This window comes from Pseudoalteromonas sp. NH0006-46, assembly GCF_057547735.1.
The window spans coordinates 228,601-246,850 of record NZ_BAAJML010000007.1 but is presented as its reverse complement, the minus strand read 5'-3'; the positions used below and the strand labels follow the sequence as shown (position 1 = coordinate 246,850).

Genomic DNA, 18,250 nt, shown 5'->3' with positions numbered 1-18,250 from the left:
TTAGTCGAAGGACTTTAAACTAAATAAAAATAAGAAAATTGAAAAGAATTTTCTTGGTGACAATAGCGTTTTGGACCCACCTGACTCCATGCCGAACTCAGTAGTGAAACGAAACAGCGCCGATGATAGTGTAGCATTTGCTATGTGAAAGTAGGACATTACCAGGATTTAATTAAGAAAACCCGTTACAGTAATGTGACGGGTTTTTTGCTGTCTGGGGTTTAGTAAAATAGCCAAGAGGCCATGCCGAACTCAGTAGTGAAACAAAACAGCTCGAAGGCGAGCCCCGCGGAAGGCCGCCCCGACGCAAAGATAGTATCCCATTTGCTATGTGACTCTCCACCGCTGTGGGCACCACGACATTACTAGGATTTAATTAAGAAAAACCCGTTACATTAATGTAACGGGTTTTTTGCGTAAACGCACTAACTTAAAACGTCAACCCGTGCCTCACTAACGAGGTTAGCGTCTGCTTTTATCCCCAAAATTTAATAAATATTTTTCATTCAACTAAACTAGCTCGTTTAATCTGAGACATGGTAATATTTTCATTTACCTAAACCTATTTGAGGTGTTAATTGCCTACTACAGATTACCAACGTGTATTAAATGAAATCACTCAAGAAGTCGCCCCTTTATTGTCTAAGGGAAAAGTAGCCGATTATATTCCTGCACTTGCTGAAGTTGATCCTGAGCAGTTTTCTATTGCTATATATACTACTGAGGGTGACATAATTTGCGCAGGTGATTGTTCGCAGCGCTTTACTATTCAATCTGTATCTAAAGTGATGACATTAACTATGGCGTTACAGCGTTATGGTGATGAACTTTGGAGTAGAGTAGGTAAAGAGCCTTCAGGTACTGCTTTCAACTCGCTTACTCAGCTTGAATTTGAAAAAGGCATACCGCGTAACCCATTTATAAATGCTGGTGCTATTGTTACCTGTGATGCGCTTTATAGCCGTTTGTCTGCACCTATGCATTCTATGCTCGAAACATTCAGGTTGCTATCAGGTAACCGCGGTATTGTGATTGATAAAAAAGTGGCTAACTCTGAGTATGAATTTAGACACCGTAATGCTGCTATGGCACATTTAATGAAGTCATTTGGTAATTTTGAGAATGAAGTTGATGATGTGCTTTGGTCATACTTTAATTTTTGCTCTATTGAACTTAATTGTGTTGAACTAGCTAAGGCATATAATTTTTTGGCAAATAAAGGTATTGATCAACTCTCTGGTAAGCGTGTTTTAAGTAGTCGTCAAAATAAACAGCTTAATTCATTATTATTTACCAGTGGTCTGTATGATGCCGCAGGCGATTTTGGATATAGAGTGGGTATGCCCGGAAAGTCGGGGGTTTCAGGTACTATTCTTGCGGTATTACCGAATAAATTTACTGTTGCAGTTTACTCGCCAGGATTAAACTCGTTTGGTAACTCAGTCGCGGGGATAGCAGCATTAGAGCTGCTATCTAAAAAGCTCGATATTTCTATTTTTTAGAAAGGCATTGGGAGCTTATTGCTCCCAATAAACTTGCTCTAAACAATCTTCACGCTCAGGCAAACCACGCGATAACCTCGGCGAGTGTTGCACAAGTACCTCATAACTTGCTCTGTTTGCATATTTACTAATTTGTGCAAGAGATGAATATGTAATGGCTTGTTGATCGTGCTTCGCTGAGTTTGCCACATTAAGTTTGTGATAAACATTTGCTGATAAATCATGTAGTACAGCAGCTAGGGCGCAATCGCCTGCACCATTTGTATTTTTGATTGAGTCAGGTCCGCCCATAAAAGGGGCCGTGTGGCTGTAAGCTCTTATAGGTTTTTCGCAATCAGCTTTACGCATAGCGCGTGAAAATTCATAACGGTTAAAGTCTGCAATAGCGCCTGGCAGTAGTGGATATTCAGTTTCACGTTTAAAGCTGTCATCAACGTGGCCTGCCATAAATAACCCTTTCTCACCTGCGGTACATATAACAAGGTCCACCCAGTCTAGTGCTTTGTCTGCAGCTAACAGCGGGTCTTCAAACCCTGTAATAGCAAAGCCTTCTTCTTCGTTCATAGCAAGAATGTCTACATGCTTTTCAACAAAGTTTGCCCACCATGCAGGATCTTGCTCTATTAAAAACTTAGTGCCTAGTGTTAGAACAACAGGAACGCCAGCATCATTAGCATATTTAACAGCTTGCATGGTTGCATCTGTCATGGTTTCGTCATCTTGTGTACGCATAAGGTATGCACTAATGACTAAAGCCGATGAGTTTTCTATTAACGATTTATCTATTGATTCTGGACGTAGGTAATTCATTAAACCCGCACTAATTGCAAAGGTGCGTTCGCCCGTTTCATCAATCAGGGTAAAGCAACGGCCAATCGGTCCGTCAACAGGCTGTAAATAATCTAAATCTACACGGCTTGAGGTATTACATAAAAAGCGATATGCGTAGCTTCCTATTTTAATGTTTTCGCTCATTACACCTAATAAAACAGAGCGATCATCGGCAAGCACAGAGTAATTGTGCATTGTGTTACCAATGGTTCCACCTGCAAATTCATAATCAACCATGTTATTTAATTTTAAACGATCGTACAGAGCATTTGTTATGTCACTGTCTATAACCTGTGACATGCCTCTGCGTAGTTGAAACTCATCAAGGAAAGCTTGATCAACTTTTGCTTCGATATCAACAACGATTTGATCGATACCCGTAATATAGCTACGTTGTAATCTATCTGTTGCGTTAAGTTGATTAGTTAGTGGATCTTTGGCTTCCACTGGAAAATAATGTTTATGCCTGCGGCGTCCAGGAAATTTCATTCGCTACCCGTGTTGTGAGCTAAATAAAAAAAGCGTGAGATTATAACGTAAATCAGCGGCAGTGAGCCATTATTAACAGCTAAATAGTGTTTTATTTTTGCAATAAAGTAATCAATGACACGCTTTAGGGTTTTAACTAGGTATAATTAAAGCATAAAAGGCAATTGAAGAAGAAATAATGAACAAGCCATTTGACGACGCTTATTGGATGGAGCAAGCGCTTTTATATGCAAAACAAGCAGAGTTGCTTAACGAAATTCCCGTTGGTGCTGTTTTAGTAAAAGATAATCAACTTATAGCGGCTGGATACAATCGTTCCATTACAGATAATGACCCTTCAGCTCATGCTGAAATGATTGCTGTGAGAGAAGCCGGTAAAGTGCTAAATAACTATCGGTTAATTGATTGCACCTTATATGTAACACTTGAGCCATGCTCAATGTGTGCAGGTCTGTTAGTACATAGCAGAATAAAGCGTTTAGTCTTCGGCGCCACAGATGCAAAAACCGGCTCAGCAGGTTCTATTATGAACTTACTGCAAGAACCAAAGCTTAACCATCAAGTTGAAGTTGTTAAAGGGGTATTAGCTGATGAATGCGGAAACACTATTTCTGAATTTTTTAAACGAAGAAGAGCACAAATTAAAGCAGCCAAAAAAGCTGCTCGTGAAGCTTAAAAATACGTTATCAATTGCCTACAGGTAGGGTGTCTGATGCTTCCATTTGTTGCATTGCAAACATTCTGCGACGCCATATTATTTTTTTATGTAAACCACGTAACATGATACGACGACGTGTTGCCGTTGAATAAATAACGTTTCTTTTTAATTTTTGCGTGCGTCTACGTTTTAGCATGTGTTCTCCTAATGCGTGAGAGTGAGAAAGGCACAAGGCATATCTTTGAAAATGTTAAGATATACAATTATCACACATTAGTGATCATTTCATGACAAGTAAACAGATATTTTAGTTACTCACTGCTTTAGAGTTGTAATCTTTTATAAATACTAAATTTACTACTAATTCATTGAACCGCTATGGCGATTCATTTTGTTTTATACTGCTGTCGCTATTATGCTCTGTAGTGGTATTTTCTTCTGTCATTGCATTGTTTTCATCAAGCCATACCAGTGCGTCGTAGTATCTGCGAATATTATCAACATAATGAACTGCAACGTCACCACGAGCATAGCCATAGCGTGTTTTACGGTAATAACGTTTCTTGATCAATAACGGTAAACGCTTTTTCACGTCGGCCCATTTATCAGGGCTTGCCCCTTGTTGCTGGGTGATAATACGCGCGTCATTTACATGACCCCAACCAACATTATAAGCCGCTAAAGCAAGCCAAGTTCTGTCTGGCTGAGGTATTCTATCAGGAATACGGGTTATTAATTTACTTAGATACTGAGCTCCACCACGAATGTTTTGTTCTGGCTCAAGGCGATTAGTTACACCAACTTGTTTAGCTGTACTGCGTGTAAGCATCATAATGCCACGAACCCCCGTTGGGGATTTAGCGCGAGGGTTCCACATCGACTCTTGGTAACTTAATGCTGCGAGTAAACGCCAGTCAAGATCCCCTGCGTATTGCTCAAACCATGGTTGATATGTAGGGAGCGTTTCTTTTATTGCTTCTATGTAAGCTAATGTATTCACATAGTTAAACTGGCGTACATGACCAAAATATTTTTCTTCGAGTACATAAAGTTGGTTGTTTTGTTTTACTTCACCAAAAAATGGCACGAGCAAGGCGTATAACGAGTCATCTTTTGACTTGCGAAGTATCCATGCTATTGGATCATTACGGCTGACTGAAAAGCCAATACTTAAATTAGGATGATAGCGCCTAAAAAGCGATAAAGTATGCGAATCGGCTAGGGTATAGTCTATTTCACCATCTATAACAGCTTGAAGTAGTTCCTCTTCATCAAACTCTTCACTCTCGGTCCAGGTGAGTGATGGGTTGTTTTTTTGCGCTTTTTGTAGAGTAAGAGAGTGGCTGCTTTTGGCTATAACCGTAAAGTTACCTTCTAAATCGTCAAATTTACGAGGACGAACACGACCTTGTTTATATACTAATTTTTGACTGATTGTTCTGTAGGTAGGGCCATAGCGGTATTGCTGTGCACGCGTTTTATTGTATGTAAGGCCTGAGGCAATTAGGTCTAAGTCACCACTTTCTAAGCGCTCAAACATATCAGATAAATTAAAAAAAGGGACTATTTCCAGTTCAACACCTAAGTAATCGGCAAACGCTTGAGAAAGCTCATATTCAAAGCCTTGCTCGCCTTGTACTGCTTGATAATAATTACTCGCACTTGCCAACGTGCCCACACGTATTTTGTTTTGCTCTTTAATTTGGGCGAGTTGAGTTGGCTGTTCTTGCATATTACATGCACATAACAGCATAACTAAAGTAATGATTGTTATTAGCTTTTCTTTGAACATTGAGTGCCCCTTTAACACGCTAACACCCGTTATAACAAAACTTAACCATTTCGTCACTTTCCTATTTATTTTATTAGTGGGGAAGAGAATAAATAAAGCGTAAGAAGTTAATTTTATGAAAAGCGTAATTTGGAGTTAAATATGATGGCTAATTGGACTATAATGCGTGCCTAAAATATCGTTCAATCCCTAACCCCGGATGAAATTATCTATGTTGATCCTTCGTGGTGCACCAGCACTGTCAGAGTTCAGAGTTAATAAAATTTTAGCGCGTTGCCAGCAATCGCAACTTCCAGTCACTAACGTATATGCCGAATATGCTCATTTTGCCGATTTAACATCGCCTTTGAGTGTTGATGAGCAGAGCAAGCTTGAAAAGCTATTAACTTACGGTCCAACTATTGCCGAGCATACCCCAGCTGGCACATTAGTACTTGTTACACCTCGCCCTGGTACCATTTCGCCTTGGGCATCTAAAGCAACCGATATAGCGCATAACTGTGGCCTTAAACAGGTTCACCGTGTAGAGCGTGGTATTGCTTATTATATAGAAGGTGAACTAAGTGTAGAGCAACTTGCACAAGTAACGGCGTTATTACACGACCGTATGACCGAAGCTACACATACTGAGCTTGAAGCCGCAGCGCAGTTATTCCGCAATGATTCTCCGCGTGAAATGTCATCAGTTGATATTTTAGGTGGTGGTCGAGAAGCGTTAGCTGTAGCAAACGTTGAGCAAGGTTTTGCCCTTGCCGATGACGAAATTGACTACTTAGTAGAGAACTTTAAAAAGCTAGGTCGTAATCCTAACGACATAGAATTATTTATGTTTGCCCAAGCAAACTCAGAGCATTGTCGTCATAAAATATTTAATGCTGATTGGACAATTGATGGCATTGAACAGCCAAAATCGCTGTTTAAAATGATCAAAAATACCTTTGAGCACAACCCTGAAAATGTACTGTCTGCTTATAAAGATAATGCGGCAGTAATGAAAGGCTCAAAAGCGGGTCGCTTCTTCCCGAATGCGCAAGGTGAATATGCGTATCATCAAGAAGACATTGAAATATTAATGAAAGTTGAAACCCATAACCATCCAACAGCAATAGCTCCTTTCTCTGGCGCGGCTACCGGTTCAGGTGGTGAAATTCGTGACGAAGGTGCAACAGGGCGTGGTTCTAAGCCAAAAGCAGGTTTAGTTGGCTTTACGGTTTCTAACTTACGTATACCAGGTTACGAGCAACCGTGGGAAAGCGACTTTGGCAAGCCTGGTCGTATAGTCAATGCCCTTGATATTATGATGGATGGCCCACTGGGCGGTGCTGCATTTAATAATGAGTTTGGTCGTCCTAATTTATTAGGTTATTTCCGCACGTACGAAGAAAAAGTAACAAGCCACAATGGGGAAGAGGTACGCGGTTACCACAAACCAATTATGCTTGCCGGTGGTTTAGGAAATATTCGTGCTGATCATGTTCAAAAAGGCGAGATTCCAGTAGGCGCAAAACTAATTGCGCTAGGCGGCCCTGCTATGAACATTGGTTTAGGCGGTGGTGCTGCATCAAGTATGGCATCGGGCCAATCAAACGAAGACTTAGACTTTGCTTCTGTACAGCGTGAAAACCCAGAAATGGAACGTCGTTGTCAAGAAGTCATCGACAAATGTTGGCAGTTAGGCGACGAAAACCCAATAGCATTTATTCATGATGTAGGCGCTGGTGGTTTATCAAATGCGTTTCCTGAACTGGTAAACGATGGTGGCCGTGGTGGTAAATTCCAACTACGCGATATTCCTAACGATGAGCCAGGCATGGCACCTCATGAAATTTGGTGTAATGAATCGCAAGAGCGCTATGTACTTGCTGTAGCTGTTGAAGACTTTGATCGTTTTGAAGCCATTTGTAAGCGCGAACGCGCACAGTACGCAGTAATTGGTGAAGCCACAGAAGAGCGCCACTTAACCGTAGCAGATAGCCATTTTGATAACAGCCCTGTTGATTTACCGCTAGATGTATTATTAGGTAAAGCGCCTAAAATGCACCGCAATGTAACATCACAGCAAGTAACAGGCACAGCTATTGATGCAAACGCTATTGACGTAGCAGATGCTGCGCAGCGCTTATTACGCTTACCTACCATTGCAGAAAAAACGTTTTTAATTACCATTGGCGACCGCTCAGTTACCGGTTTAGTTGCTCGGGATCAAATGGTTGGCCCTTGGCAAGTCCCTGTTGCTAACTGTGCAGTGACCGCGGCAACGTACGATACTTATCACGGTGAAGCCATGTCACTGGGGGAACGTACTCCGGCGGCACTATTAAATTACGGTGCTTCGGCGCGTTTAGCGGTGGCTGAATCGTTAACTAATATTGCCTGTGCAAACATTGGCAGCCTTGAGAACATTAAGCTATCTGCTAACTGGATGGCCGCAGCGGGTCACCCAGGTGAAGACGCAGGCCTTTACGAAGCCGTAAAAGCGGTTGGCGAAGAGCTTTGCCCTGCACTTGGTTTAACTATACCTGTAGGTAAAGATTCTATGTCGATGAAAACGACATGGAAAAACGAAGACGATAGTGCTGAGCAATCAGTAACGTCGCCGTTATCGCTTATTATTACAGCCTTTGGCCGTGTTGACGATGTACGTAAAACAGTAACGCCACAGTTACGCACTGATAAAGGCGACACATCGCTTATTTTAGTTGATTTAGGTGCTGGCAAAAACCGCATGGGTGCATCAAGCCTTGCACAGGTTTACAAGCAGCTTGGTGATGTTACACCTGATGTAGATAGCCCTGAGTTACTTAAAGGCTTTTATAATGCTATGCAAGCACTTGTAGCAGATAGCAAACTACTTGCTTATCATGACCGTTCAGACGGTGGTTTATTTACTACCGTAACTGAAATGGCATTTGCAGGGCACACAGGTGTAACCGTTGATTTAGCTGGCCTAACAGGCTCAGACTTAGAAGCGCTTTATAACGAAGAGCTTGGTGCAGTAATTCAAGTGGCTAACAGCGACTTAGAGGCTGTAAATGCAGTGTTTGAACAACACGGTGTAGCTGCAATTAGTCACGTGATTGGCTCGCTTAATAGCGACGATAGCATTGTATTTAACCGCGGCGAACAAACGGTACTTAATCATACTCGTACTGAATTGCGTACTATTTGGGCCGAAACAACGTACCAAATGCAAGCACGTCGTGATAACCCTGATTGTGCTAAACAAGAGTTTGATGCCAAGTTTGATGCAAAAGATCCAGGTTTAAACGTAAAACTTAACTTTGACTTAAACGAAGATATAGCTGCGCCATACATTGCGACAGGTGCTAAACCACAAATGGCTATTTTGCGGGAGCAAGGCGTTAACTCGCATCTAGAAATGGCTGCTGCGTTTAACCGTGCTGGTTTTGCCGCTGTTGATGTGCACATGAGCGATATCCTCGAAGGGCGTTTAACCCTTGAGCAGTTTAAAGGCTTAGTGGCGTGTGGTGGTTTCTCTTACGGTGACGTATTAGGCGCCGGTGAAGGTTGGGCCAAGTCTATATTGTTTAACGATATGGCACGCGATCAGTTCCAAAATTTCTTCCACCGTGAAGACACCTTTAGTTTAGGTGTGTGTAATGGTTGCCAAATGTTATCAACGCTTAAAGAGTTAATTCCAGGTACTGAGCATTGGCCTCGTTTTGTAACTAATAAATCTGAGCGTTTTGAAGCACGCTTTAGCTTAGTAGAAATACAAGAGAATCCGTCGGTGTTCTTCAGTGGAATGGCGGGATCGCGTATGCCAATTGCTGTATCTCATGGTGAAGGCCATGCTGAGTTTGCAAATGATGCTGCCACTCAAGTTGCGCTTGAAAGCGGCACTGTCGCGGTTAAATTTGTAGATAACTACGGTAACCCTACAACGCAATACCCGGCTAACCCGAATGGTTCACCAGAAGGTATTACCGGTATTACTTCTACTGATGGTCGTGCCACTGTAATGATGCCGCACCCTGAGCGTGTATTCCGCGCTGTAGCTAACTCTTGGCACCCAGATGAGTGGAAAGAGGATAGCCCGTGGATGCGTATGTTCCGCAATGCACGTAAAAATGTAGGCTAGTGATCACAATCACTCCCTATACAAGCTAGATTCATAATCTAGCTGTAAAATAAAAAAGGCTGCCTGTGCAGCCTTTTTTGATTGCGTAGACTTAAAATTGCGATAGTTTCTAAGGTATTAATAAAAGCTTATAAGGATAGTATGTTAAAGCGCGTTGGTTTAATTATGGGTGCTGTATTGCTAAGTGTAGTTTTGCTTGGCTATGTATTTCGTTTGCCACTATTACAATGGGCTGTAGCGCCTCAACTTGACAAAGCGGGTGTTACTTTAAGTTGTTTAGACTTTTCGCTTACCAGCAAGCTAAATGTGCATGTACAAAAAGCGTGCTTGAGTTACCAAAATCAAGAGCTTGTTGTTACAGGTATTACCGCAAATACTCGCCATGTTGAAATTAAGCATGCGGCGCTTAATGTCAATCCACTTCCTCAAAGTAATAAAGCAAGTAGCCCTGCAACAATTTTAGATTTAGCCCTGCCCGAAAAAAGACCAACAATTACAGTTGAGCAACTAAGTATAAACAGTGAGCTTTTAAATCAGCCTTTAATGCTAAGCATTAACGAGCCTAAGCTTAACCAGTTTGTAGTTAGTGGTGATTTAAGTGCCAGCGCAACGCTTTACAATAATAAGGTACAAGGGCAGCTTAAAGTTAGTGATGAATTGCTTAAACAATTACTTAAAACCGATAACGCGTTATTAAGTGGACTTAGCTTTAATACATCGCAAGCATTTAGCTTTAATGGGATAGAGGGAAGCTCCACTGGTAGTTTGCAGGCGCGGTATGACTATAAATTTAAAAACTGCGACATTAGTAATAATACTGAAGGGCTGCTAAGCACTGCGTATAATTTAAATACCCAAAAGCTTTCACTTGACTCAAGTAAGCTTAAAAATAACGTAATGCTTAGTAATAATTGTCAATCTCTTATTCCTGAAGGTGATTACAAGGCCTTTGCCGTTAAGCAACTCCCCCTTAATTGGCAATTTGCTTTACCTAAACAAATAAGCTTAGTAGATAATAACTTAACCTTGCCGTTAATAACGCTTACAAGCGATGAGCAAACAGAGCAAGAGATAGACATAACTTTTACAGATACGTTTGTTAATACAGTCACACCTTTACAAAGTGCGCGCACTCAGCTTAAAGCGCAGCTACATACTGATGATATAAAGGCTATAGTGCTAAATACGCAGCTTGAAAACGCACAACTAATTGGCAATTACGATATTGTGCTTACCGCTTTGCCTGAATTTTTACCGGCTGAGGCTAATAATGTAAAAGCCCACGGCGACTTTACACTTACTCAACTTATTGACTCTAAACCCGTAGGTAAAGTAAGTACTACCTTTAGTTTTGATAAAGCCGTTGCTTATGGCACTACTATTAACGCTTACACAGGTAAACTAGTGGCAAATATGAGTGAAAAGCTCGATGCAAACGTGGTTTTGAAAAGCGAGTTTAAAAGCGCTCAATACGATGAGTATAAGCTCACTGGTATCAACAATACCCTCAGTGCAAAGGCAAACTTAGGCGTGGGTGAGTTATTTGCTCATTTAGCAGCGAATACTCAAATAAGTACACTGACAAGCCCGAGCATTGATTTAGAAAATATAAACGTGGATTCAAAGGGCATTCAAAGCCGAGCGCTTAAAGCGTCTCATCATGTATTTGTAAACGGTATAGAGCTGGTGGCTAATCACCATATTTCTAAAGTAGAACACCCGTTTGAAGTAATAGTCCCGCAGCAAAATGTACTTTTGCTAAATTCAATTGTTAGCCAATTTGAGCCGTTAGCTCAACTCACTCAAGGCGAGTTTGGTGGGCGTATTAGTGGCGATGTTAACTTACAAAAAGCTAATTTTAATTTAACTATTGATGATACCAGCGCGCTTTATAACGATTACTTAGCTAACCAGTTTAGTGCGCAACTTAGTGGGCAATATGATTCAGGGCAGCTTAATGTTGAGCCAACTACCTTTAACCTCAATGAATTAAGAGCGGGCGCGGTAGTTAATAATATTAATGGCAAAATAAAAGTGGTAAATAACAGCGCGCAAGCATTTGATGTAAGTGGCAATGTGTTTGGTGGGGTATTTGAATTAGATAAATACTCGCTTTTAAAATCGCAGCAAACAGCCAATGTTACTTTTAAAGATATTGATGCGAGTAAGCTTATTACCCTTGATGACAAGTCGGGAATTACCTTAACGGGCCGATTAAAAGGGTGGCTGCCACTTCATTTTAGTGACAGTGGCGTAGAGGTTACAAACGGCAGCTTATTAAACCAAGGTGAAGGTAAGCTTATTATTAACAATAACGCAGCGTTTGACGCTGTTATTCAACAGCAGCAAGAATTACAACCTGTACTGGGCTTACTTAAAAACCTTGAGATACAAAAACTTAATAGTACAGTGGCACTTAAAAGTGATGGTTGGTTAAATTTAGGTGTTAACTTACAAGGCTTTAATGCGCCACAACAGCAGCAAGTTAATTTTAACTATAACCACGAAGAAAACATGTTTACGCTACTAAGAGCGCTAAGATTAAGTGACGAAATAACACAAAAAGTTGAGCAGCAATATTCTCAAAAAGGAAACTAATGATGAAAAATTCGTTAAGCATTAAGGCAATCATTGCCCTTGCTGCTATTAGCGCATTAAGCGCATGTACACACAGAGTAGAAGTAGCAGCGAAAGAGCCAATAACTATCAATCTAAATGTAAAAGTAGATCACGAAATTCGAGTAAAAGTAGATAAAGAACTCGATACCCTGTTCAGTGACGACAGTGAATTATTTTAGGAGCTAAATGATGACTATAAAAAATAAATTAAGTATTGCCACTCTAGTAAGTGCGGTATGTTTGTCGTTTTCGGCGTGGGCGATTAGTTTAGATGATGCTAAAAGCCAAGGGTTAGTGGGTGAGAACAGTTCGGGTTATTTAGGTTTAGTTGTACAAAATAGCGAAGCGAAAGCTGTTGTTGAAGAAATTAACGCAAAGCGTAAAGCTCAGTATTTAAAACTAGCTAAAAAGAACAATTTATCGCTTGCCCAAGTAGAAGCACTCGCAGCGGCTAAAACAATCGAAAAAACCCAAAGTGGTCATTATGTTGAAGTAAATGGCAGCTGGGTTAAAAAATAATATTGAATTTGATACTTAAAAACCGAGCGTTTATGCGCTCGGTTTTTTTATGCCTTCTAAAAGCTGCTGCCAAAAGTCGATGCCTTTGCGCCTTGCAAGTTTAATATTGTGCTCAGGGATAGATTCAGGCTCGTCATAGCTTTCAAGCGCTTCGCTCATACTTAATTCGCGAATTAAATGCAGTGTAGGGTAGGGAGCTCGGTTTGTGTAATTTGCGGCATCATCTTCATCGCTGTCGGCAAAAACGTAGTCAGGGTGGAAATTAGCAATTTGATATTTACCTTCAAAGCCTTGTGCAACCAGTAGCGCATTGGCTAAATCAACTAAATCTAAAAAGTCTTCAAAATCACTAAAGCCGTTATCAAACAATATTAATGTAGTTTCGCGCTCTGGATTTTGATCAAGCTGAGTGCATTGCTCAAGCATATCCATCACCGCATCATCAATTTTTACTGCTGGGCTAAGCACATAATGAATGCAGTTGTTCTCAACTTCTTTGCGGGCAAATGGGCAAAAGTTATATTTTACAATAACCGACGATACCCACTCACGGGTTTGAGTAATAGCTAAATTGGTCATGCTTATGGCTCTAAATACTGATTAATTATGGTTAATGTTTTTTTAATGGCGCCTTGGTTTTTTAATACGCACTGCTGCGCTTTATTCCCTAAAGCTTGGCAGGCTTTAGTGTTTTGGCTTAAATTAATTAACTGTGTAGCAAGCTCATCAGTGTTTTCAACAACCACAGCCCCCTTTAACTTTATAAGTTCAGGGTAGATATGATCAAAGTTATACGTATGTGGACCAGTTATAACACCAACTGAAAAAGCTGCAGATTCAAGAGGGTTATGCCCGCCGCGGCGAATTAAACTACCGCCTACATAACTTACATTACCAGCGCCATATAAACATTGTAGCTCGCCAAGTGTATCGGCCAATAGTACGTGCTCGTTTTGGTAGTTATTGTTGCTACGACGACTAAAGCTAAGTGGGCTTTGAGCTAACGCGTCGGCTACTTTATCAAACTGCTCAGGGTGACGCGGTGCAATAACTAAAAGTGCATTAGGGTATTTTTTTAATAGTTGCTGATGGGCGTTTAATATCATTTCGTGCTCAAGTGGGTGAGTCGAGCCTGCCACCCATACAAAACGCTCTTGAGTTTTATACACGGCTTTAAGATTTGCCACTTTAGTCAGTTGTTCGTCGCTTGGCGTAATGTCGAACTTTATTGAGCCTGTAACATGGCTTTTTGCAGAAGGTAAACCAAGTTCAATAAAACGCTTCTCATCATTTTCATTATGGCTTGCGAGCACTGAAATTGAACGCATAATTATATGCGTTAACCCTGCCACCTTTTTATACCCTTGTTGCGATTTTTCGCTCAAGCGAGCATTAAGTACCAGTACCGGAATGTTCTTTTTATGGCTTATTGCCATTAAGTTTGGCCAAAGCTCGGTTTCTAATATGCATAGTGCTTGTGGGTTTATACGTTTTAAAAATCGGGCGGTCGAAAACGCAAAGTCCATAGGTAAATAACTACACGCCACGGTATATTTAAATTGATTAATTATTTGCTCGCGACCTGTAGGGGTATTACAGGTAATAAGTATATTAAGCTGTGGGTGTTTTTTTTGCAGTGCTTTAATAAGTGGTGCAGCTGCAAGTACCTCCCCTACAGAGGCGCAGTGCACAACTAACGGTTTGCCTTTACTTGAAAATAAGCTTTTGCTCACAAAGCCAAAACGCTCTTTAAAGTGTGCGCGGTAGCCTTTGTTTTTTTTCCCTCTTAATACATATAAGTAAAATACAATCAGCGGGCTAATTAAAATTAAAGCGAATGAGTAAAAAATGCGTGCCATACTGAACTTTTATTGAGGTAGGTGCACTTAGTTTAACGCGAAAGTGATAATTTCTGAACATGTGAAGCACTAAATTATGTTCCAGTTCAGCTATATTCCTATAAAATACACACAACTAAATAAAACTGTGGAATAATGGATTTAATTTTTTCCTGCCATTTCAGTTCCTAGAGGAATTTTTCATGTCAATTATCGATTCTGTGGCAACAAGCTACGTTGAAAGTTTAAACCGTCATCAAGCCTTATTTGAAACGATGGATGCTTATCATCAAGAGTCTATGCAGTTATTAGAAGCATGCCATAGTGCATTACAAGCTGGTGGTAAGGTTATTTGGTTTGGTAATGGCGGAAGTGCAGCGGATGCTCAGCATTTAGCGGCAGAATTTGTAGTACGTTATAAATTAGAGCGCGGACCGCTTGCGTCTATGGCGCTCACAACCGATACGTCAATTCTTACTGCGCACAGTAACGACTACCACTTTGATACCGTGTTTGAGCGCCAAGTTCAGGCGCTTTGTAAACCGGAAGATTTAGTCATAGGTTTAACAACCTCAGGTACCAGTGCCAATATTAATTTAGCGCTTGAAGCTGCAAATAAAATTGGCGCATTTACTGTTGCATTAACAGGCCGTGATGGCGGAAAAGTAAAAAACATTGCTAAGCTGCCAATTATTATCAAAAACGATGAAACAGCTCGTATTCAAGAAGCGCATATGTTTATTGGCCACTGGTTATGTGAAGCCATAGATATGGTTGTTGCGGAGCAGCAGTAATGGATTTATCGCTATTAAAAAACTTATCTAAAGCGCGTATTTTAGTGGTGGGCGATGTAATGCTTGATCGCTACTGGTACGGTGACACTGGGCGTATCTCGCCAGAAGCCCCAGTACCAGTTGTTAAGGTAAGCAAGTTTGAAGACAAAGCCGGTGGAGCTGCCAATGTTGCTAAAAACATTGCTAGGCTTGATGCCAAAGTAGGGTTACTTGGCTTAATTGGTGAGGATGAAAGCGGGCAAATTTTAGAAACAATTTTAAAAGGTGAAAAAATAAGCTCACAACTTGTGAGCGTATGTGATTTACCAACTATTTCTAAAATGCGGGTTATTAGTCGCCATCAGCAACTTGTACGCCTTGATTTAGAAGAAACCTTTAGCGAGCAGCATAGCCAGCTGTTATTAAACCGCTTAGAGCTAGTGCTTGATGAATACGATTTTGTGGTGTTTTCTGATTACAGTAAAGGCTCACTCAGTTTAATTAAAGAAATGGTGAGTATTGCTAAAGCGGCGGGTAAAACTGTACTTATTGACCCTAAATCGCCAGACTTACACTTGTACGAGGGCGCAGATTACATTACGCCTAACTTACATGAGTTTAATTTAGCGGGTGGTAAAACCGGCTCTGAAGAAATTTTAGCGCAAAGTGCCCGTGAACTTATTAGTAAAAATGGTATTAAAGCCATGCTACTTACGCGCTCAGAGCAAGGTATGTCGTTGATTAATGCCGATGAAAAACACGACTTTGCAGCTCAGCAGCTAGAAGTAAGCGATGTAACTGGCGCAGGTGACACCGTAATTGCAACTTTAGCTGTAATGCTTGGGGCAGGTATGGCCCCTAAAGATGCAGTAGAAATTGCTAATTTAGCCGCCGGTATTGTAGTAAGTAAACTGGGGGCAGCCACAGTGTCACCAGAAGAGCTAAGCCAAAAGCTAGGCCAGTACTTACATACAAATGGTGAGCACTACCAAACCCCATTTGATGATGTGCTACAGCATATCGAGTTTGCAAAACAAAACGGCGAAACCATTGTATTTACCAATGGTTGTTTTGATATTTTACATGCAGGCCATGTGCGCTATTTAGCACAAGCTAAAGCGCGCGGAGATAAGCTTGTTGTTGGGTTAAATAATGATGAATCTATTACCCGTTTAAAAGGCCCTGAGCGCCCAATAAACCCGCTTGATGAACGCGCGATGGTATTAAGTGCACTTGCCTCTGTTGATTGGGTAATCCCCTTTGGTAGCGCTGAGGAAAACGACACACCCGCTAAATTAATCGAGCAAATTAGCCCTGATATTTTAGTAAAAGGTGGCGATTATACTGTTGAGCAAATAGCAGGGGCCGATCATGTACTGCGCCATGGCGGAAAAGTAGAAGTACTGACATTTTTAGATGGCTGTTCAACGTCAAAAGTGATTAGTAAAATAAAGCAGTAAGTATATTTTGCGTATAAAAAAGGGGATGAAAGCGTTGCTCTCATCCCCTTTTTTTTAAAGCCTGAATAAAGTAAATTTTAAATCCGGACTAAAAGTTATATTCGTATTTAGCAAAGGCAGATGTGTCATTTTCAGCGCCATCATTATTTGATGCAAAAGCACCTAATGTTAAACGCCCACCCATGGTGATTTTTCTGTAACGAAGTTCAAGCTGTTTTGAGTTATAACCCGTTTTAGTAATTGTATTACCTATATCAGGATTATCAGGGGCTTTATCACTATTATCGCTATTGTAATCCACGCTAAGTAATTTTACCTGCCAGTCATCACCATTCGAAAGTTGACCTAATAAAGTTAATACTACAGATTGTGCGTCATTATCAAACGTTGAACCTATAGTTCTGCCGTGGTAGCGGTAACCTGATTTGTAATCAGTGTGTTCGTAATAACAATTCTCTTCAACTGATTCACCGCATGAAACACTCGTATCTATGTATTCTACATTCACTAATACATTTTGATCGTAAATACGTTGGGTCGTTTGGACACCAAATAAATAAGCTCGGTCAGCAGGTTTAAATTGTGAGCTGGCATCCTCACCTATGGTGCTGGCATAAATGGCGTATGGGTGGCTAAACAATGTGTCAGACCAACGAATATCGAGGCCTGCAAGTTGATTTCCAATTTTAGACTCTAGCTGACTGTCGCAATTTTCATTACCATTAATACAAGTTGTTTGCCCTGTAATAACATCAATAAAATCCCCAGCAGAACTTGGCTGACCTTCACCTGCCCACTGCGCCGACCAACTTACTGCAATTTCTAATTGTTGCAGTGGGCGTATATTTAAGCGGCTACTCCACAGTAATGCATCAGGAATCACTCTGGTTGATTCGAGCTTCGCCATTTGTGCTGTAAAACTCCATTGGCCTATCCAGTTTAACCAAGGTGTTTCAAAGGCGGTGCTTTGTTCACGCGTTACACTCAGAGCAGGTAGTGGCTTTGCATTACCCGACATAATTAAACTGTTATCAACACCTGGTCCCCAAAACTGCTCAACAGCACCGCCTCTAAAAATCCAATTACCTAGCCTATAGGCTAGGTAACTATCATCAAGTGAGGTATCGTCACAATCAGTTAATGCTTGCTCATCTTTTACAATGTCATCACTAGTTTTTCCGCTAATGAAGCATTTTTTACCGTCTTTTCTAGAGCTTAGTGCAACTTTGGCGGCAAAGTTATTACCTAGGTAGGCATACGCTGCCGAAAGCGCTGATTTTTGAGTATTAGTCGCGCCAAAGCTCGTTGTATGTATTGGATCTGTGGCTGCATAAGCTGATAATTGCACACTATGTGAACTTGCGTTTTCAGATTTATAACGATGCTTAACACGCAATAATGCGTCTTGCAAGCTTGGAGATAATTGCTCGATGGGCATACTGTTAACATCATTAATAAAGCTCTTCCACATTAACGGGTATGTTGTTACCGGCGCTAAAATAATACCGGCGTCGGCTAGCTGTTGTATATCAGCTTTTAGTCCGTAGTCATCTGGTTTAACCCATGGTTCAGCATTAACAGATAAACTGATAGCACTAAATAATGTTGAAAGAATAAAAATTCTGTGTCGCAAAGTTCAGGTCCTTGTGATTAAGATTGTTGGCAAG

General features: G+C 40.9%; 14 protein-coding genes and 1 rRNA gene. 9 read left to right on the top strand and 6 right to left on the bottom strand.

Features of this window, described 5'->3' with window-relative positions; all coding sequences use genetic code 11:
- Positions 1 to 52 precede the first annotated feature (52 nt).
- Positions 53 to 167 (top strand): 5S ribosomal RNA (rrf, locus tag AC27I2_RS14630).
- A gap of 411 nt (positions 168 to 578) precedes the next feature.
- Positions 579 to 1,502: a glutaminase B gene (glsB, locus tag AC27I2_RS14625; protein ID WP_138527505.1), complete on the top strand. Its 924-nt coding sequence runs from the start codon at positions 579 to 581 to the stop codon at positions 1,500 to 1,502.
- A gap of 15 nt (positions 1,503 to 1,517) precedes the next feature.
- Here glsB and AC27I2_RS14620 read toward each other — a convergent pair whose 3' ends face one another.
- Positions 1,518 to 2,822 (bottom strand): inosine/guanosine kinase, encoded by a 1,305-nt coding sequence (locus tag AC27I2_RS14620; RefSeq protein WP_487204685.1) that lies wholly within the window; start codon positions 2,820 to 2,822, stop codon positions 1,518 to 1,520.
- A gap of 178 nt (positions 2,823 to 3,000) precedes the next feature.
- Here AC27I2_RS14620 and tadA point away from each other — a divergent pair, with 178 nt between their 5' ends.
- On the top strand, positions 3,001 to 3,498 hold the full coding sequence (tadA, locus tag AC27I2_RS14615) for a tRNA adenosine(34) deaminase TadA (protein ID WP_487204684.1): 498 nt from the start codon (positions 3,001 to 3,003) through the stop codon (positions 3,496 to 3,498).
- 10 nt (positions 3,499 to 3,508) lie between these two features.
- On the opposite strand, the gene AC27I2_RS14610 is transcribed toward tadA, so the two are convergent.
- Both AC27I2_RS14610 and mltF read right to left on the bottom strand, forming a co-directional pair.
- Positions 3,509 to 3,676, bottom strand: coding sequence for a hypothetical protein (locus tag AC27I2_RS14610; protein WP_171034590.1), 168 nt, complete (start codon positions 3,674 to 3,676; stop codon positions 3,509 to 3,511).
- A gap of 180 nt (positions 3,677 to 3,856) precedes the next feature.
- Entirely contained in the window at positions 3,857 to 5,272 is a 1,416-nt protein-coding gene (gene mltF / locus AC27I2_RS14605; RefSeq protein WP_138527507.1) for a membrane-bound lytic murein transglycosylase MltF, read from the bottom strand.
- Positions 5,273 to 5,483: 211 nt separating this feature from the next.
- Here mltF and purL point away from each other — a divergent pair, with 211 nt between their 5' ends.
- The 4 genes from purL (at position 5,484) to AC27I2_RS14585 (ending at position 12,512) form a co-directional block, all read left to right on the top strand.
- Positions 5,484 to 9,374, top strand: a complete 3,891-nt coding sequence (gene purL / locus AC27I2_RS14600) for a phosphoribosylformylglycinamidine synthase (protein ID WP_487204683.1) — start codon at positions 5,484 to 5,486, stop codon at positions 9,372 to 9,374.
- A 141-nt stretch (positions 9,375 to 9,515) separates the two neighbouring features.
- Positions 9,516 to 11,972, top strand: a complete 2,457-nt coding sequence (locus AC27I2_RS14595; RefSeq protein WP_487204682.1) for an intermembrane phospholipid transport YdbH family protein — start codon at positions 9,516 to 9,518, stop codon at positions 11,970 to 11,972.
- Positions 11,973 to 11,974: 2 nt separating this feature from the next.
- Positions 11,975 to 12,172: a YnbE family lipoprotein gene (locus AC27I2_RS14590; RefSeq protein ID WP_010556932.1), complete on the top strand. Its 198-nt coding sequence runs from the start codon at positions 11,975 to 11,977 to the stop codon at positions 12,170 to 12,172.
- 10 nt (positions 12,173 to 12,182) lie between these two features.
- Positions 12,183 to 12,512 (top strand): YdbL family probable chaperone protein, encoded by a 330-nt coding sequence (locus AC27I2_RS14585; protein WP_203987268.1) that lies wholly within the window; start codon positions 12,183 to 12,185, stop codon positions 12,510 to 12,512.
- Between the two features lie 30 nt (positions 12,513 to 12,542).
- On the opposite strand, the gene AC27I2_RS14580 is transcribed toward AC27I2_RS14585, so the two are convergent.
- Together AC27I2_RS14580 and waaA are read right to left on the bottom strand one after the other, a co-directional pair.
- Positions 12,543 to 13,091, bottom strand: a complete 549-nt coding sequence (locus tag AC27I2_RS14580) for a DUF1415 domain-containing protein (protein WP_487204681.1) — start codon at positions 13,089 to 13,091, stop codon at positions 12,543 to 12,545.
- A 2-nt stretch (positions 13,092 to 13,093) separates the two neighbouring features.
- Entirely contained in the window at positions 13,094 to 14,371 is a 1,278-nt protein-coding gene (waaA, locus tag AC27I2_RS14575; RefSeq protein ID WP_487204680.1) for a lipid IV(A) 3-deoxy-D-manno-octulosonic acid transferase, read from the bottom strand.
- Positions 14,372 to 14,553: 182 nt separating this feature from the next.
- On the opposite strand from waaA, the gene AC27I2_RS14570 reads away from it, so the two are divergent.
- Together AC27I2_RS14570 and hldE are read left to right on the top strand one after the other, a co-directional pair.
- Entirely contained in the window at positions 14,554 to 15,144 is a 591-nt protein-coding gene (locus AC27I2_RS14570) for a D-sedoheptulose-7-phosphate isomerase (protein WP_487204679.1), read from the top strand.
- Complete coding sequence (hldE, locus tag AC27I2_RS14565) at positions 15,144 to 16,583, top strand: bifunctional D-glycero-beta-D-manno-heptose-7-phosphate kinase/D-glycero-beta-D-manno-heptose 1-phosphate adenylyltransferase HldE (RefSeq protein ID WP_089346906.1); 1,440 nt, start codon at positions 15,144 to 15,146, stop codon at positions 16,581 to 16,583. The genes AC27I2_RS14570 and hldE overlap by 1 nt, the downstream gene beginning before the upstream one ends.
- 88 nt (positions 16,584 to 16,671) lie before the next feature.
- Here the strand turns inward: hldE and AC27I2_RS14560 are convergent, their stop codons facing one another.
- Positions 16,672 to 18,216: a capsule assembly Wzi family protein gene (locus tag AC27I2_RS14560; protein ID WP_487204678.1), complete on the bottom strand. Its 1,545-nt coding sequence runs from the start codon at positions 18,214 to 18,216 to the stop codon at positions 16,672 to 16,674.
- Positions 18,217 to 18,250: the final 34 nt, after the last annotated feature.

Excerpts from the sequence above, each read along its gene's own strand:
- AC27I2_RS14620 (WP_487204685.1), bottom strand. The coding sequence starts at position 2,822 with ATGAAATTTCCTGGACGCCGCAGGCATAAACATTATTTTCCAGTGGAA.
- tadA (WP_487204684.1), top strand. The coding sequence starts at position 3,001 with ATGAACAAGCCATTTGACGACGCTTATTGGATGGAGCAAGCGCTTTTA.
- AC27I2_RS14610 (WP_171034590.1), bottom strand. The coding sequence starts at position 3,676 with ATGCTAAAACGTAGACGCACGCAAAAATTAAAAAGAAACGTTATTTAT.
- mltF (WP_138527507.1), bottom strand. The coding sequence starts at position 5,272 with ATGTTCAAAGAAAAGCTAATAACAATCATTACTTTAGTTATGCTGTTA.
- purL (WP_487204683.1), top strand. The coding sequence starts at position 5,484 with ATGTTGATCCTTCGTGGTGCACCAGCACTGTCAGAGTTCAGAGTTAAT.
- AC27I2_RS14595 (WP_487204682.1), top strand. The coding sequence starts at position 9,516 with ATGTTAAAGCGCGTTGGTTTAATTATGGGTGCTGTATTGCTAAGTGTA.
- AC27I2_RS14590 (WP_010556932.1), top strand. The coding sequence starts at position 11,975 with ATGAAAAATTCGTTAAGCATTAAGGCAATCATTGCCCTTGCTGCTATT.
- AC27I2_RS14585 (WP_203987268.1), top strand. The coding sequence starts at position 12,183 with ATGACTATAAAAAATAAATTAAGTATTGCCACTCTAGTAAGTGCGGTA.
- AC27I2_RS14580 (WP_487204681.1), bottom strand. The coding sequence starts at position 13,091 with ATGACCAATTTAGCTATTACTCAAACCCGTGAGTGGGTATCGTCGGTT.
- waaA (WP_487204680.1), bottom strand. The coding sequence starts at position 14,371 with ATGGCACGCATTTTTTACTCATTCGCTTTAATTTTAATTAGCCCGCTG.
- AC27I2_RS14570 (WP_487204679.1), top strand. The coding sequence starts at position 14,554 with ATGTCAATTATCGATTCTGTGGCAACAAGCTACGTTGAAAGTTTAAAC.
- hldE (WP_089346906.1), top strand. The coding sequence starts at position 15,144 with ATGGATTTATCGCTATTAAAAAACTTATCTAAAGCGCGTATTTTAGTG.